General features: G+C 72.1%; 16 protein-coding genes. 6 read left to right on the top strand and 10 right to left on the bottom strand.

The window, feature by feature from the left end:
• Positions 1-10 precede the first annotated feature (10 nt).
• Complete coding sequence (locus CUT44_RS28195) at positions 11-292, top strand: hypothetical protein (protein WP_146252312.1); 282 nt, start codon at positions 11-13, stop codon at positions 290-292.
• Between the two features lie 119 nt (positions 293-411).
• Here the strand turns inward: CUT44_RS28195 and CUT44_RS28190 are convergent, their stop codons facing one another.
• Complete coding sequence (locus CUT44_RS28190) at positions 412-1,005, bottom strand: ATP-binding protein (protein WP_100204789.1); 594 nt, start codon at positions 1,003-1,005, stop codon at positions 412-414.
• Positions 1,006-1,348: 343 nt separating this feature from the next.
• Between CUT44_RS28190 and CUT44_RS28185 the strand changes: the two genes are divergently transcribed.
• Complete coding sequence (locus tag CUT44_RS28185) at positions 1,349-2,152, top strand: helix-turn-helix domain-containing protein (protein WP_233221777.1); 804 nt, start codon at positions 1,349-1,351, stop codon at positions 2,150-2,152.
• Positions 2,149-2,340: a DUF397 domain-containing protein gene (locus CUT44_RS28180; RefSeq protein ID WP_100204787.1), complete on the top strand. Its 192-nt coding sequence runs from the start codon at positions 2,149-2,151 to the stop codon at positions 2,338-2,340. The genes CUT44_RS28185 and CUT44_RS28180 overlap by 4 nt, the downstream gene beginning before the upstream one ends.
• Positions 2,341-2,394: 54 nt before the next feature.
• Here CUT44_RS28180 and CUT44_RS28175 read toward each other — a convergent pair whose 3' ends face one another.
• From CUT44_RS28175 to CUT44_RS28160, 4 genes are read right to left on the bottom strand one after another with little or no spacing between them, the layout of a single operon-like run.
• Positions 2,395-2,895 (bottom strand): hypothetical protein, encoded by a 501-nt coding sequence (locus CUT44_RS28175; RefSeq protein WP_100204786.1) that lies wholly within the window; start codon positions 2,893-2,895, stop codon positions 2,395-2,397.
• 35 nt (positions 2,896-2,930) lie between these two features.
• Positions 2,931-4,670 carry a DUF6571 family protein gene (locus CUT44_RS28170; protein ID WP_100204785.1) on the bottom strand — a complete coding sequence of 580 codons (1,740 nt, stop codon included), beginning with the start codon at positions 4,668-4,670 and terminating at the stop codon, positions 2,931-2,933.
• Positions 4,667-4,990 carry a hypothetical protein gene (locus tag CUT44_RS28165; RefSeq protein ID WP_100204784.1) on the bottom strand — a complete coding sequence of 108 codons (324 nt, stop codon included), beginning with the start codon at positions 4,988-4,990 and terminating at the stop codon, positions 4,667-4,669. The genes CUT44_RS28170 and CUT44_RS28165 overlap by 4 nt, the downstream gene beginning before the upstream one ends.
• A 25-nt stretch (positions 4,991-5,015) precedes the next feature.
• Positions 5,016-5,465, bottom strand: a complete 450-nt coding sequence (locus tag CUT44_RS28160) for a hypothetical protein (RefSeq protein WP_100204783.1) — start codon at positions 5,463-5,465, stop codon at positions 5,016-5,018.
• A 285-nt stretch (positions 5,466-5,750) separates the two neighbouring features.
• On the opposite strand from CUT44_RS28160, the gene CUT44_RS28155 reads away from it, so the two are divergent.
• Together CUT44_RS28155 and CUT44_RS28150 are read left to right on the top strand one after the other, a co-directional pair.
• Positions 5,751-6,014 (top strand): hypothetical protein, encoded by a 264-nt coding sequence (locus CUT44_RS28155; protein ID WP_100204782.1) that lies wholly within the window; start codon positions 5,751-5,753, stop codon positions 6,012-6,014.
• Positions 6,011-6,397: a PIN domain-containing protein gene (locus CUT44_RS28150; protein ID WP_100204781.1), complete on the top strand. Its 387-nt coding sequence runs from the start codon at positions 6,011-6,013 to the stop codon at positions 6,395-6,397. The genes CUT44_RS28155 and CUT44_RS28150 overlap by 4 nt, the downstream gene beginning before the upstream one ends.
• On the opposite strand, the gene CUT44_RS34320 is transcribed toward CUT44_RS28150, so the two are convergent.
• Together CUT44_RS34320 and CUT44_RS28140 are read right to left on the bottom strand one after the other, a co-directional pair.
• Complete coding sequence (locus CUT44_RS34320; RefSeq protein ID WP_233221720.1) at positions 6,387-6,518, bottom strand: DUF2399 domain-containing protein; 132 nt, start codon at positions 6,516-6,518, stop codon at positions 6,387-6,389. The two genes, CUT44_RS28150 and CUT44_RS34320, sit on opposite strands and share 11 nt — an antisense overlap.
• A 241-nt stretch (positions 6,519-6,759) precedes the next feature.
• Positions 6,760-7,731 carry an NAD-dependent epimerase/dehydratase family protein gene (locus CUT44_RS28140; RefSeq protein WP_100204779.1) on the bottom strand — a complete coding sequence of 324 codons (972 nt, stop codon included), beginning with the start codon at positions 7,729-7,731 and terminating at the stop codon, positions 6,760-6,762.
• 606 nt (positions 7,732-8,337) lie between these two features.
• Here CUT44_RS28140 and rph point away from each other — a divergent pair.
• Positions 8,338-11,031 (top strand): rifamycin-inactivating phosphotransferase, encoded by a 2,694-nt coding sequence (rph, locus tag CUT44_RS28135; RefSeq protein WP_100205240.1) that lies wholly within the window; start codon positions 8,338-8,340, stop codon positions 11,029-11,031.
• A 14-nt stretch (positions 11,032-11,045) separates the two neighbouring features.
• On the opposite strand, the gene CUT44_RS28130 is transcribed toward rph, so the two are convergent.
• From CUT44_RS28130 to CUT44_RS28120, 3 genes are all read right to left on the bottom strand, one after another.
• A complete protein-coding gene (locus CUT44_RS28130; protein WP_233221719.1) occupies positions 11,046-11,546 on the bottom strand; it encodes an anthrone oxygenase family protein in 501 nt (166 codons plus the stop codon).
• Positions 11,547-11,809: 263 nt separating this feature from the next.
• Positions 11,810-13,027 (bottom strand): MAB_1171c family putative transporter, encoded by a 1,218-nt coding sequence (locus CUT44_RS28125; protein ID WP_100204778.1) that lies wholly within the window; start codon positions 13,025-13,027, stop codon positions 11,810-11,812.
• A 7-nt stretch (positions 13,028-13,034) separates the two neighbouring features.
• Entirely contained in the window at positions 13,035-13,649 is a 615-nt protein-coding gene (locus CUT44_RS28120) for a hypothetical protein (protein ID WP_233221718.1), read from the bottom strand.
• Positions 13,650-13,653: the final 4 nt, after the last annotated feature.

Below are 13,653 nucleotides of genomic sequence, written 5' to 3'. Positions count from 1 at the left end.
AAGGCAGCTGATGAGCGACGTGACTCCCTCCAGGGACGACTATTGGCGCGTCCGTCGCTTCCCGCTCCTGCTCGCTTCCCTCCTCTGGGGATCGATGGTCGTCCGAGCGATCAGAGACTCGCACGGCGTCCTCGGCCCGATCACCGAATGGCCGTCGCTGGGCGTGGGACTGGTAGCAGCCGCCGTAGCCGGCGGGCTCACCGCCGCCACCGACAGGAAGCTGCTACCTGCGGTACTCGTCGCCCTCCTGATCGGGTATGGGGCAGCCGGAGTCGCCTTCTCGCTCCGATGAAGCAGCCCCGGACGCCGTGCTCCGTCCTCCCAGGCGGCCGAAGGCGCTGATGCCGCGGTCGAGGACCGCGTCGGCGTGCGGCCGAACCGAACGCGCAGGTCGCGCAGGTTCCGGGCGTCTCACGGGAGACGGTGGTCGTCGCCGCGGAGGCCGTCGCCGCGGACCGCGGAGAGCGCGTCCAGGAGGTCCCTCGTCCCGTCGGCGTCACCCTCGACCAGTTCGCTCACCGAGGTGATCGGGGCGATGCCCTGCTCCGCGGTCAGTTCGCCGAGGGTCCGGGCGGGTACGGGAGCGCCCGTCCCGAGTTCCGCCCACACCGTCTTGCCCGGCCCGCACCGCTCCCGCACCCCCCAGCGGTCCGCGACCGCCGCCACCAGCAGCAGCCCCCGGCCCCGCTCCCCCTCCGAGTCCGGCTCCGGGTTCGGCTCCGGGTCGGCGGGCCGGACGAGCGGCAGCGGGCGGGACGGGTGGGCGTCGGACACCTCCACGCGCAGGACACCGCCCGCCGGTTCGTGCCCGAGCGCCACCTCGAAGTCCCGGCCGGGCACGCGCCCGTGCAGCACGGCGTTGGCGGCCAGCTCGGCGACGACGAGCACGGCGGCGTCGTGCACGGCCGTGCCGCGCGGGACGCCCCACACGGCGAACTGGTGCTCCGCCAGCAGCCGCGCCAGCCGCGCGCCGCGCGGGGTGGGCGAGAAACGCTGCGCGAACATACGTACGGTGACGGAACTCGGGGGGTGCGATTTCGTCATGACGGCCAGCGTTCCGGGGAGAAAGTGCAGGTCGTCAGGGGCGCCCCTGGTACAGGACCAACTGTGCCGGTGGGCACTGTGGACTGGGTCGGTCACCCGGTGTGACCATGAACCGATTGTCACGTTGGGAGATGAGACGGACACATCGGGTACGGGGAGGCGGACTGCCGTGACGGACGACAAGGACCAGCAGGGCCAGAGGGACCGAGAAGACCAGCAGGACCAGAGGAGTCAGCAGAACCGGAAGGCCGGGCACGGCGGCGTGAACGGCGGTGCGGGCAGCGGTACGAGCAGTGAGCCTGAACTGTCGGACAGCCTGCGGACCTTCGGCGCGGTCCTGAAGGCGCTGCGGGAGGAGGCGCGGCTGACGCAGGAGCAGCTCGCCCCGCAGGTCCGGTACTCGGCGCACTACATCGCCAAGATCGAGCAGGGCAAGCGGTTCCCGCCCCGGGGCCTGCTCGACCGCTCGGAGGAGGCCCTGGGGCCGGCCGCCGCCCGCGTCCTGGCCGCAGCCGCCCGCACCCTGATCCGCCGGGCGGGACTGGCGTCCTGGTTCCACCAGTGGGCGGGCATCGAGGAGGAGGCGCTGTCGCTGTTCACGTACGACCCGAGCGTCATTCCTGGGCTGCTCCAGCCGGAGCGTTACATCCGTGAACTCTTCGCGCTTCGCCTGCCGCCTTTGACCGAGGAGGCCCTTGAGCGCCAGGTGGCAGGTCGTCTGGCCCGGCAGCAACTCCTCACCGAACGCCCGAACACCATGTTCTCCTTCGTCATCGACCAGGCCCTCTTGGAACGCCACCTGGGCGGCACCGAGACGACACGGGACCTCATCGACCACCTCCTTGAGGTCGGGAAGCTCCGCAACGTGGAGATCCAGATCATGCCGCTGCGACAGGATGACCATTCGGGAGCCGACGGGCCGATCTACCTGGCCGAACTGCCGGACAACCGGTGGGTCGGCTACATCGAGGTTCACGACAACACCGTGCTGGTATCCGACCCGAAATCGGTCAGCAACATGCTTCAGCGCTATGGCAGGATGCGCGCACAAGCCCTGAGCCACCGGGCCACCAGGGACCTGCTGGAGCAGATGCGAGGGGAGCTATGACCACCACGGAACTGGACTGGTTCAAGAGCAGCCACAGCGGTACTGGGGGCGGCAACTGCGTCGAGGTGGCCGTACAGCCCGAAGCCGTCCTCGTCCGCGACTCCAAGGACACCCGGCGGCAGCCGCTGTCCGTGTCCCCCTCCGCCTGGACCGCCTTCACCACCCACGCGGCGGACTCGCACCGCTGACGCCATGAACCGTTGGTGAGTCGGCGTGGAACGCCGGCTCACCAACGCGCCGGACTACTCGCAGCCCGTCTCGCGCATGCCCACCGGCAGGTACGCCTTCGCGAAGCGCTCAAGTTCTGCCCGCCAGCCGTCGGGCTCGGCCGTGTCGAAGCGGTTGACCGTGACCTCCAGGATGTAATGCCCCTTCTTCCCCTGGTATGTACACGGGTTGACCGAGAGCACTATGCCGTCCGAGACGGCCGTGTCCGCACCGAAAGCCGCCTTCTCCGGGTTTCTGAAGCGGCTGGGGTTCTCTCTCGCGAACTTCATGGCATCGATGTCCCCGCCGTCCGGGTACTCACGAATGCCGAGTTCGTTCCGCCCGTCGACAGACAGCAGGCATCTTGTCAGGCTGTCGCCGATCGGCTCCATCTCCGCCTCGAACTTCTCGCCTTCCGGTAGCAGCGGCCGGACAATCTCCGGGTCGATCTTCCTGCCACAGATCTCTCCCGGCACCGTGTAGCTCTCCGGCTCACCGCACGCGGACAGCGACACCGCCAGGACGGCGACAAGCAACGCTCCTACCCACGATCTGCGGTTTCTCCCGGTCCTCACTGGTCTCCCGCCAATCCCTTGGCACGGTTGTTGCCGTCGTACGCGGCACCACCGGCCCTTTCGTGCGGGAGATAGGTGTTGCCCGCCAGTTCGTGGTCCGGATTCACTCTGGTCCATTCCTCGGCGATGGCCTCCAGTTGCTTCTCACGGACACTGAAGTTCTCGATGTTCTCTCCGCTGATCTTCTCGTCGATGCGGGCCTGCTCCTCCAACTGCCAGGCATACGCCAAGGCATCCACACCGCGCTGCGCCGCGTCGCCGACGACGGGGATGAAGTTCGCCGCACCGCCGACGAGGTGGTAGCCCCACTTGGCGTCCCAGGACGGGTCGTCCTTGTCGGTTCCCAGAGCCTGGTACCGGGCCTCCTCCAGGAAACCGACCGTCTGCCCGGCCCGCACCAAGGTCTCCTCCGGATCGCTGACGTCGTTGGCGTGGATGTTCTGGACAATCGCCGCGTTGAGCCCTTCGTTGAGGACTCCGCACGCCTCCTGGTCGCGGGAGACCTGCTTGGAGACCTCCAGCAGTTGTTCTCGGTCCAGCGGGCTGCTGCTGTCGGAGAGGCTGCTGGACGCCTCGTGCACGGTGGCGCCGTGGTTGGCGAGGACCTTGGCCATGTCGTCGCGCATCTCCGGCGGGAAGTCGTCCCCCGTCTGCGACAGGTACTCCAGCGATCGGTCCAGGACCTGGCGGTGCTCGGCCATGTGCGGCACGAAGGGCGCGTCCTCGTCGTGGGGGTCGAGGCCGGTGGCCACCGCGAAGAGCGCGTTGCCGGTCTGTTCCCGGCCGGCGAAGGGCGGGTCGTCGCTGATGCCGTCGGGGAAGTGGTTCCGCTCCTTGAGGACGTACTCGGCGTTGTCCTGCGGGTGGGTGGTGGTGAAGAACTCGCCGGCCGCCTCGGGGTTGCGGCTGAGCGCCGCCATGAAGCCGGTCATCGGGTCCAGGCCCCGGTCGTTCTCCGCGCCGCCCGGGTTGAGGACGGTGTGCATGGAGGAGGGTCCGCGCCAGTGGTTGCCGGGAAGGCCCATCTCCTTCTCCGTCGCGACCAGGGCGTCGCCGTAGTCGTTGAGGAAGTCCTTCTCGTATGTGCCGTGGCGCATCAAGTTGCTCATGACCTGGAAGCCGTACGGGTTGCCCTGGGTGGGGATGTCCAGCGGCTTGGGTCCGAGGTCGATGATCTCCTTCTTCCACGCCTGCATGGCGGGGCTGTCGCTGTGCGACGCCTCGGCCAGGACGAGACTCATGTTCTTCTGCGTCTCGTCCAGCTCCTTGATCCGCTCGTCGCTGAAGCGGCCGCTCTGCCGCTGGTCGTTGAGGTTCGCGTAGAACTCCAGGGTGCCCTCGCCGCCCATACCGGTCGCGAAGCGCTCGGCGAAGGCCCGGTTGCCCTTGTTCGCGGCCATGAGGTCGTTGAACCGCTTGAGTTCCTCGTCCGTCATGTCCGGCCCCTTGGCGGCCAGCTCGACGGCGGCGTCGGCGTCCTTGACACCCTGCTGGTCCCGGTAGTCCTCCAGGGAGGAGTACCGGCTGCTGCCGAAGTCGTACGGGTGCCCGGCGATGACGGACCGCAGGGCGGCGGCTATCGTCTCGTCGGCCTCGCTCGCCTTGTCGACCGCCCGTTTGATCCTGTCGCGCACGGTCTCCAGCGTCTCCTGCGTCGGGCCGGGGTCGGTGTTGCCCTCGCCCCGCCGGTCGGGGTGCACGGAGCGGGCGACGACGCCGTTGGGCCAGATGGTCACGCCCTCCGGGGGTTGTCGACGACCCGCTTCAACTCGCCCTGGGCCGCCTTGACGGTGGTGTGCCCGTCCCGCAGGATGTCGCGGACGCTGGTCGCCTGGGTGAGCGCGTCCTGGAACTCCTTGACGGTCTTGTCGACGAACGCCCGTGTGACGGTGGCGTTCTCACCCTCCCACCGCGCGGCGTCGGACTTCGCCTTCATGCCGTTCCTGGCCTCGCCGGACAGGTTCTCCAGCTTGGTGATGGTCGCCGTCCAGTCGCCGACCGCGTCATTGAGCCTGCCCAGCCGGGCGTGCAGGACGTCCTCGAACTTCAGAGCCATTTCGCCGTCCTCCCCTGCCGGCCCGTCAGCGGTAGTACTCGCTGATGCGGGACGGACTCATCAGCTGCCCCTGGGTGTTGCGCATCCCGGTCTTGATCTTCTCCTCCTCCTGGCCGTAGCTCCTGGAGGAGAAGTCCAGGTGGTTGGAGATGTGCGCACACGACTCCAGCAGGGTGTCGACCTGCGTCTCCCAGGTCTCCGCGACCTTGGCCAGCGCGGCACCCGAGCTGAGGTTGTCCCCGGTCAGCTGGGTGGCGGCGGTCTTGCTGGCCGACACCGGATGCCTGCCGTGCGCCTTGAGGCCCGTGTAGAGCTTGTGCGCCTCGCGGCCGACCAGACCCAGGTCGTCCTGTTCGACCGTGAGATCACCCTGGCTTCCGCCGCCACCACCGTTGTGCGGGTTCAACCGCGGCCGACCCCAACGGTCCTGGTTCGTCTTCGCCACCAACTGCGCCCACTCGTCGTCGAACGACACCCGCCGCGTCTCCCTGTCTCCCCGTCGGTCCCCGGTTCACTGTCGGGTGCTTACGCTACTGCGGGGAGTGACCCCTTCGGGGGGAGGGCCCTCGGTCACCGCACACCCCGCGTGCGGCGACCGGGTACGGTCCTCCGCCGGGCACAGCAGCCACAGGCCGTGCGGGGCAGCGGCCAAGCGGATCACGTTCCGGAGGCCGGCAAGGAAGGCAAAAGCCCCGGCAGACCCTGCCGCGTTCGGCCCGGACCGGACCTCGCGACGTATACACAGGCGTATACTCCGGGTATGTCCGATGCGATGATCCGGGTGCCCGCCGAGGTGCGCGACCGGCTGGCGGCGATCGCCGAGTCCCGCGGCACGTCGATCCGCTCCCTGGTCCAGGAGTTCGCGGAGTCGACGCTGACCGAGGAGGAGCGGCGCGAACGGGCGGAGCGCACCCGCGCCTACCTGGCCGAGCACTTCGGTGTCGAGGTGACGGACGAGGAGAGCGCGGCGATGGGCCGCAGACTGCGGGAGACGTACGCCCGGCAGCAGGGCGCCACCGCGTGATCCTGCACCACCTGGTCCTCGACGCCCCGACCCTGGTGGCGCTCTCGGGGAACCGGCAGGTGTCCGCGCTGATCCACCGGGCCCACTTCGAACCGGAGACCCGTCTGTGGGTGCCGGTCCTCTCGGCCCTCGAAGCCGACCGGGAGTATCCGGGGATCGCCGAGCACATCGGGCAGCTGGAAGTCGTCCACACCGTGGATCTGGACTACCCGGCCCTGCTCACGGTGACCGGACTGCACCGTGACGGTGTGCCGCCGGGGATCGCGGCCGCGGTCCACGCGGCGCGGCACCTTCCGGTGTGGGACACGGACGCGCTCGTCGCCACGGTCGAGCCGAAGGCGTACGTGGGCCTCGCGGTGCCGCTCCTCGACCTCAACCACTGACCGGCGCGAGGTCGGCGAGCAGGTCGTCGAGGACCGTCTCCTCCTCTACGCGGACGCCGAGTTCGGCCAGGGACGCGGCCAGGGCCGGGTCCCAGGGGGAGTCGGCGGGGGCGCCCGTCAAGGCGGGAGGCCGGGGGACGCAGCGGCGACCTTCGCACCGCGGGCGGCGGCGAGCTGTACGGCCGGCGCACCGACACCGCCGGTGGCGCCGGAGATCAGGACCGTGCTTTCTCGCCGACAACCGCTGTATCGATGTTCCCCGAGGCCGGATACGGCCGGGCGGGCCGGAACGAGGAGCCGGACGGGCAGGGGCCAGGGCCGGGCGGGCCTCGGGCCGTCGCCCGCTCCGTTGCCCGCCCCGTTCACTCCCCCGGGAGGCCTGCCTCCTGCTGCGGCGTCGGTCCCTGCGTCAGGGGTGGTTCGCCCCGCTCGCGGTCCCAGGCCAGCACCTTGGCGGCCGTGGCCGCCAGCGGTGTGTCCGGGAAGCCGCACGCCCTGGCCCGCGCGCCGCTGAGCCGGAACAGCCGCTGCCACTCCAGGGAGTCCTCGACGAGGGGAGGCCTCGGCAGACCGGCGTCGGCCGCCACCGGCACGATGTCGACCTCGGTGCCCGCCGCCTGGGCGCATGCCCCGATCAGGCCCGCCAGCGTTGTCGGCTCCGCCGGTCCGACCGCGTTGAACGTGCCCGGCCGGTCGTCGGCCAGCAGCCGCCACACGAAGGCGGCGAGATCGTGCACGTCAACGATCTGAACGGGCTGGTCCGGCCGTCCGGGCAGCGCGACGCGGCCACCGCGCGCGGCGCGGCGTACCCACCAGGTGAACCGGTCCGAGGGGTCGTGGGGACCCGCCAGGATGCCCGACCGCACCAGTGTGGCCCGCTCGCCGAACCGGGCGAGCACATCGTCCTCGCACGCGACCTTGAGCCGCCCGTAGGCCTCCATCGAGGCCATGACCTCGGTGTCCCGCTCGGGCTGTCTGCGGGGTGCGTCCTCGTCCCACACCACGACGTCGTCGTGCCGCCCCGCGGTGTCGTAGACCGCGCCCGTGGAGATGAACAGATAGCGCCCCGTCCGCTCGCCGACCGCGTCGGCCGCCTGCCGGACGTGCCGGGGCACGTAACCGCTGACGTCGACGACCGCGTCCCAGCGGCCGCCGTCGGACAGCGACGCGTACTGCCCGGCGTCACGGTCGCCCACCCGGCGGGCCACTTGGGGGAAGAGTCCCGGATTGGTCAGCCCACGGGAGAAGATGGTCACCTCGGCGCCGCCCGCGAGGGCACGCTCGACGATCGCACGGCCGAGGAACGAGGTACCGCCCAGCACGAGAACACGCATGCCGGGACCCTATACACGCCTCGCACGCGACCGGCACGCCCCGCCCGGCCGGCCGGCGGCCCGCCTGCCGCGCACGCCCGGCCGCGGTCGTCCATGTGGTACGGGCGGGCCGCGCGCGGCAGGGAGGCGACCGGTACGGGCCGCGTTGTCCACGGCGCCAAGGACACCCGGCGACGGCCCCTGTCCCCCTCCGCATGGACGGCCGTCGCCACCCACACCACCCACGCTGCGGGCTCGCACCGCTGACCGGCACGAGGCCGGGGAGCAGCCCGAGGAGGACCGTCGCCTCGGCTCCGGCACATCCGGTACATCCGGCAGGCGGGGCTGGACGGGGGCACGGAAAAGGCGAGGAGATCTCTCCTCGCCACTCTCAACGTATAGCGCACCGGGGGGCTTGCGGCAAGACCCGGGGCATGGCGCAGAATCCTCCACCGAGGCCACGACCTGCGGAAACGTAGGGGCGGGGCGGCCGGGTACCCCTCGTCGGCGGCAAGGCGGCCGGAGACGGGGACATGCCCGGCGAGAGATCCGGCGGAGCTCGCGGCGCCGGGAATTCGACCGATCGGTGCGGTGCGACGGAGCACGGCCGCCATGGAGGGTGTCGCGATGACCGAGCAGACCGAACGGACCGAGCAGTATGTGGTGGACCTTCGAGAGGTGGACGGGACGCAGGCCGCGGCCGTCGGCGGCAAGGGCGCGCACCTGGGGGAGCTGAAGCGGATCGAGGGCGTCCGCGTGCCGGACGGGTTCTGCGTGACGGTGGACGCCTTCCGCCGGATCATGGCGCAGGTGCCGTCGGTCGACGGCCGGCTCGACGAGCTGTCGCGCCTGGACCCGGGCGACCGGGCGGGGATCTCCGCACTCAGTGCGGAGATCCGCCGGAGCATCGAGGGGATCGACGTCCCCGGCGAGCTCGCGGCGGAGATCGCCCGGGCGCTCGGCCGGCTCGGCGGGCAGGCCGCCTGCGCCGTCCGGTCCAGCGCGACGGCGGAGGACTCGCCGACGGCCTCCTTCGCGGGCCAGCACGACACGTACCTCAACGTCGTGGGGGCGGAGGCGGTCCTGCGGCACATCGGCCGGTGCTGGGCGTCGCTGTTCACCGAGCGGGCCGTGACCTACCGGCTGCACAACGGCTTCGACCACCGCGCGGCCCGCATGGCCGTGGTCGTGCAGCGGATGGTCCCCCCGTACGCGGCCGGGATCCTGTTCACGGCCGACCCCGTCACGGGCGACCGCAGGACCGCCACCGTGGAGGCCGGTTTCGGCCTCGGCGAGGCCCTGGTCTCCGGCCTGGTGAACCCGGACGTCTACACGGTGCGCGACGGCGCCGTCACCGCCCGGACGGTCGCCGTCAAGCGGCGTGCCGTCCGGGCCCTGCCCGGCGGTGGCACGCGGGAGACGGCCGTCGACCCGGAGCACCGCGAGCGACCGGCGCTGACGGACGCGCAGGCCGTGCGGCTCGTGGCGCTCGGGCGGCGGATCGAGGCGCACCTCGGCCGCCCGCAGGACATCGAGTGGTGTCTGGCCGACGACGGCGCCGATGACTTCGAGATCGTCCAGAGCCGGCCGATCACCACGCTGTTCCCCGTCCCCGAGACCGGCGACACGGAGAACCACGTCTACGTCTCGGTCGGCCATCAGCAGATGATGACCGACCCGATGCGGCCGCTGGGGATCTCCATGTGGCAACTGACGGCCATGGTGCCGATGCACGAGGCCGGCGGGCGGCTGTTCGTCGACGTCACCCGGCGCCTGGCCTCGCCCGCGAGCCGCGCCGCCCTCCTGGAGGCCATGGGGAGGTCCGACCCGCTGATCAGGGACGCGCTGGAGACGGTCCTGGAGCGCGGCAACCTCGTCCCGTCGTCCCCCCCGGTCCCGGACGCGGGTCCCGGCCGGCCGCCGGGACCCGTACCCGCCCCGGTCGAGACCGATCCGGCCGTCGTCACCGGGCTGATCGAGCGCGGCCGGGCGTCCCTCGCCGCCCTGGAGCGCGAGATCCGGACGAAGACCGGACCGGCGCTGTTCGACTTCCTGCTGAAGGACCTGGAGGAGTACAAGCGGGTTCTCGGTGATCCGCTGAACATTCAGGTGATCACGGCGGGGATGGAGGCCACCTGGTGGCTCAACGACAGGCTGCGGGAGTGGCTGGGCGAGAAGAACGCGGCCGACACGCTCACCCTGTCCGCCCCCGGCAACGTCACCTCGGAGATGGGACTGGCGCTGCTAGACGTCGCCGACGCGGTCCGCCCGCACCCGGAGGTGGTGGCGTTCCTGCGGGACGTCGCGGACGCCGGGAAGGCCGGGACCGCCGAAAGCGCCGGGAACGCCGGGAACGCCGGGAACCCCGAAAGCACAGCCTTCCTGGACGAGCTGGTGAAGCTCCCGGGCGGGACCGAGGCGCGCGACGCCGTCGAGGAGTACCTCGACCGGTACGGCATGCGCTGCGTCGGCGAGATCGACATCACCAGGCCGCGCTGGCGCGAGCGCCCCGCCACGCTCGTGCCCCTGATCCTCGACAACGTCGCGAGCTTCGGGCCGGGCGCCGCCGCGCGGCGCTTCGAGCAGGGGCTGCGGAAGGCGCGGGAGAAGGAACGGGAGGTGCTGTCGCGGCTGCGGGCCCTGCCGGACGGGGAGCGGAAGGCCGACGAGACCAAGCGGATGATCGACCGGGTCCGCACCTTCATCGGCTACCGGGAGTACCCGAAGTACGACATCGTCAGCCGCTTCCTCGTCTACAAGCAGGCTCTGCTGAAGGAAGCCGAACGCCTCGTGCGGGCCGGTGTGCTCCCCGAGCGGGAGGACGTCTTCCACCTCACGTTCCAGGAGTTCCACGAGGTCGTCCGCTCGAACCGGGCGGACGGCCGGCTCATCCGGCGGCGCAGGGACGCGTTCCGGTCGTACCACGCGCTCACCCCGCCCCGGGTGCTCACCTCGGACGGCGAGGCCGTCGCCGGGGCGTACCGGCGCGACGACGTGCCGGCCGGTGCCCTGGCCGGCCTGCCGGTCTCCGCCGGGACCGTGGAGGGGAGGGCCCGTGTCGTCCTCGACATGGCGCAGGCCGATCTGGCGGCGGGCGACATCCTGGTCACGGCCTGCACGGACCCCGGCTGGTCGCCGCTGTTCGTGAGCGCCGCGGGCCTGGTGACGGAGGTGGGCGGGATGATGACCCACGGCGCGGTGATCGCCCGGGAGTACGGCCTGCCGGCCGTCGTGGGCGTGGAGGGGGCCACCCGGCTGATCCGGGACGGGCAGCGGATCCGGGTGCACGGAACCGACGGGTACGTCGAGCTCCTGCCCTGACCGGCCGCACCGGGTCAGCCCGCGGCGCCGCGCAGCAGCAGGGCCCAGCACAGACAGCCCAGCGCGAGGCAGCACAGCACCGCGCGCACGGTGTTCCAGCGGTTCCAGGCCGCCTCGAAGTTCCCGCGCACCTCGCCCGGATCGGCGATCCGGGCCGGGTCCCCGGCCGCTTCGAGGGCGTTGTTGAGCGGGATGCTGACCCGGGCGGTGACGCCCATCGCCGCCAGGTAGAGCACCAGCGCGGCCAGGACGGGGGGCAGGACGTCCCGCTCCCCGCCCGGCAGGTGCAGGGCGGCCGCCAGGCCGGTGAAGAGCAGCGCGCCGAGGTAGCCGAGGAGGAACCAGCCGTTGAGGATCGCCACGTTGACGCGTTGCATCACCTCGATGAAGGTCCGGTCGTCCACACCGCGCAGCGCGCGCATGACCGAGCAGGCGTACGCGTAGAACAGGCCGCCGACCAGTCCTGTGGTGACCGTCGCCGCCACCAGCGAAGCCGTCCGTACCGTTTCCACCACTGCCGTGCCCCTACCCCGCCTCCGGCCCCGGCGGGCCGACCGACAGCGTAGAGCAACGGTGGCGCGCTGGCGGTTCCCCACGGCTGGAAGGGGCCGTGTCGCACGGCCTCCGAGTGGGAGGCCTTCTGACGACGGCGAGTCGTCACCGGAGGGCTCTGCCGGTGCGTCCGGTAGGCGGTGCGCACCGGCACATCGGCCGCGACAGAGTAAGACCGGATCTGACGTAGATCCGGTCTTACTCTGTCTGGCAGTACTTTCAGCGGTCAGTGGGCCGGGACGGCCGTGTGCCGGTGCCGGGCCGCCGCGGCGGCCACCACCGGGGAGGCGGTGAAGGCGCGGGAGACGGCGACCAGCCGGGCGAGTTCGCCCAGCCCGTCGGTGCCGCCGCGGACGGGGGCGGGGCCGGTGGCGGCGGGCGGCTCCGCGGGGAAGCGGAGGCCGGCCGCCTTGGCGGCCACGGCCGACCGCAGCAAGGCGGCGTCCACCGCCGCGTGCAGTTCCGCCCCGGTCAGGCCGGCCGCCCGGCCCAGCCGCAGGGCGGTCCCGGCTACCTCGGGGTCGGTGTGGGCGCGCAGGGCGAGGCGGCCGTCGTTGATCTCGGCCAGCCGCCGGGTCAGCCGGAGTTCGAAGTCCCACCAGGGGACCCGGGCGGGAGACACGACGGCGGGGGTGGCCCGCCGCAGCGCGTCCCACAGCGGATACAGGGCGCGGTAGGCGCGGTAGCGCCCGGCCAGGGCGCGCAGCCCGGACAGCCGGTGGCCCGTGACGGGCAGCGCGTAGCCGACGGCGCTCACCACCAGACCGGCGGTGGCCAGCACGGGGGCGGCCCGGTAGTCGAGCCAGCCCCAGTCCGCCCCGGCCCAGCGGGCGGCCACGGCGGTCAGCTTCACGGCGGTGAAACCGAGTGCCCCCAGCGCCCCGAGCGCGACCGTCCGCAGCCCGCGCCGCAGCCAGGGGCGTCCGGCGACCCGCGCCCAGCGCAGGCACATGCGGACCAGCAGCACCATCGCGACACCCAGCGCCACCAGGTACAGCACCACGAACCCGGCGAGGCGGGGGTCGGTCGCGTAGTACGTGTCGAAGTCCGTGCGCCGCTCCACCGGCGCCTCCCCCGCCGCGAACAGCGCCACCAGGCAGCCGATCACCGCCGCGTACGCCAGCGTCCAGCGGCGCGCGACGGGCCGGGCGCGCTCGGCGGGCCACCGCCAGTACGCCAGGAGCACGTGGCAGGAGGCGCCCAGGGCGACGATCACGCAGTACACCAGCGGGGCGGCGAAGTTGGGCACGCCCGTGAGGCGGTTGAGGTACCCGACGACGGCGGGCACGGCGCACAGGACACCGGCGGAGGCCAGGAAGAGGGTGGCGCACACCGCCCGCAGCATGGGGTTGCGGGGGGAGCGCCGCAGATCGCGCAGCTTGACCGCGAGGACCGCCCAGCCGGCCGCGGAGGAGAGCAGCTGTACCGCGCTCTGGTCGTCCACCGGGGTATCACCGGCTCCCCGGGCCGGACGCCTCCGGGCCCCGGGGGCCGGGGCCGCCGCCGAACGTGCTCTCCAGACGGTGGACGAGGGCGGCGTCGGAGGCGGGCACGTCCCAGGTCCGTTCGGGGAGCCAGCGGCTGATCCTGGCCATCAGCAGGGCGGCGAAGAAGTCGGCCTCCTGCTCGGCGGCGGCGTCGCAGTGGGTGCGTCCCGCGACGATGCGGGCGACGGTGGCGCCGTCCAGGGAGGGCAGGGGGAGGACGGGCACACCGCCGTCGGCCGGGGCGGCCCCGGGACCGGCACGGCCCGCGTGGTCGGCAAGGCCCGCGTGATCGGCCTCCATGTGCCAGAACTCGTGGCAGGTGATGAGCAGTTGGTGCCAGGGGCTGGTGCGTTCCTCGCACAGGACGTAGTGGGCGGAGTCGGTGGCCACCCACAGGCCGCTGACGGTGTCGGGCGGGAAGGGGACGAGCCGGTGGTGGACCTCCCGGCCGAGGCGCTGCCGCATCCTGCCGCACAGCGCGGCGATGACCTGGTCCGGCTCGGCGGGGACCGGCAGGTCCAGGTCACGGACCAGTGCCGCGCAGCCGCGGCGCATGGCGCGCATGGCCTTCCTGTCCATCGCG

Origin of the sequence: Streptomyces carminius (assembly GCF_002794255.1) — a bacterium.
Taxonomy (GTDB): domain Bacteria; phylum Actinomycetota; class Actinomycetes; order Streptomycetales; family Streptomycetaceae; genus Streptomyces; species Streptomyces carminius.
This window is presented reverse-complemented; position numbering and strand designations above follow the sequence as displayed.

Coding starts and splice junctions, on each gene's coding strand:
- CUT44_RS28165 (WP_100204784.1), bottom strand. CDS start 4,990: ATGGCTCTGAAGTTCGAGGACGTCCTGCACGCCCGGCTGGGCAGGCTC.
- CUT44_RS28195 (WP_146252312.1), top strand. CDS start 11: ATGAGCGACGTGACTCCCTCCAGGGACGACTATTGGCGCGTCCGTCGC.
- rph (WP_100205240.1), top strand. CDS start 8,338: ATGACCGAGCAGACCGAACGGACCGAGCAGTATGTGGTGGACCTTCGA.
- CUT44_RS28140 (WP_100204779.1), bottom strand. CDS start 7,731: ATGCGTGTTCTCGTGCTGGGCGGTACCTCGTTCCTCGGCCGTGCGATC.
- CUT44_RS28155 (WP_100204782.1), top strand. CDS start 5,751: ATGTCCGATGCGATGATCCGGGTGCCCGCCGAGGTGCGCGACCGGCTG.
- CUT44_RS28120 (WP_233221718.1), bottom strand. CDS start 13,649: ATGGACAGGAAGGCCATGCGCGCCATGCGCCGCGGCTGCGCGGCACTG.
- CUT44_RS28190 (WP_100204789.1), bottom strand. CDS start 1,005: ATGTTCGCGCAGCGTTTCTCGCCCACCCCGCGCGGCGCGCGGCTGGCG.
- CUT44_RS28180 (WP_100204787.1), top strand. CDS start 2,149: ATGACCACCACGGAACTGGACTGGTTCAAGAGCAGCCACAGCGGTACT.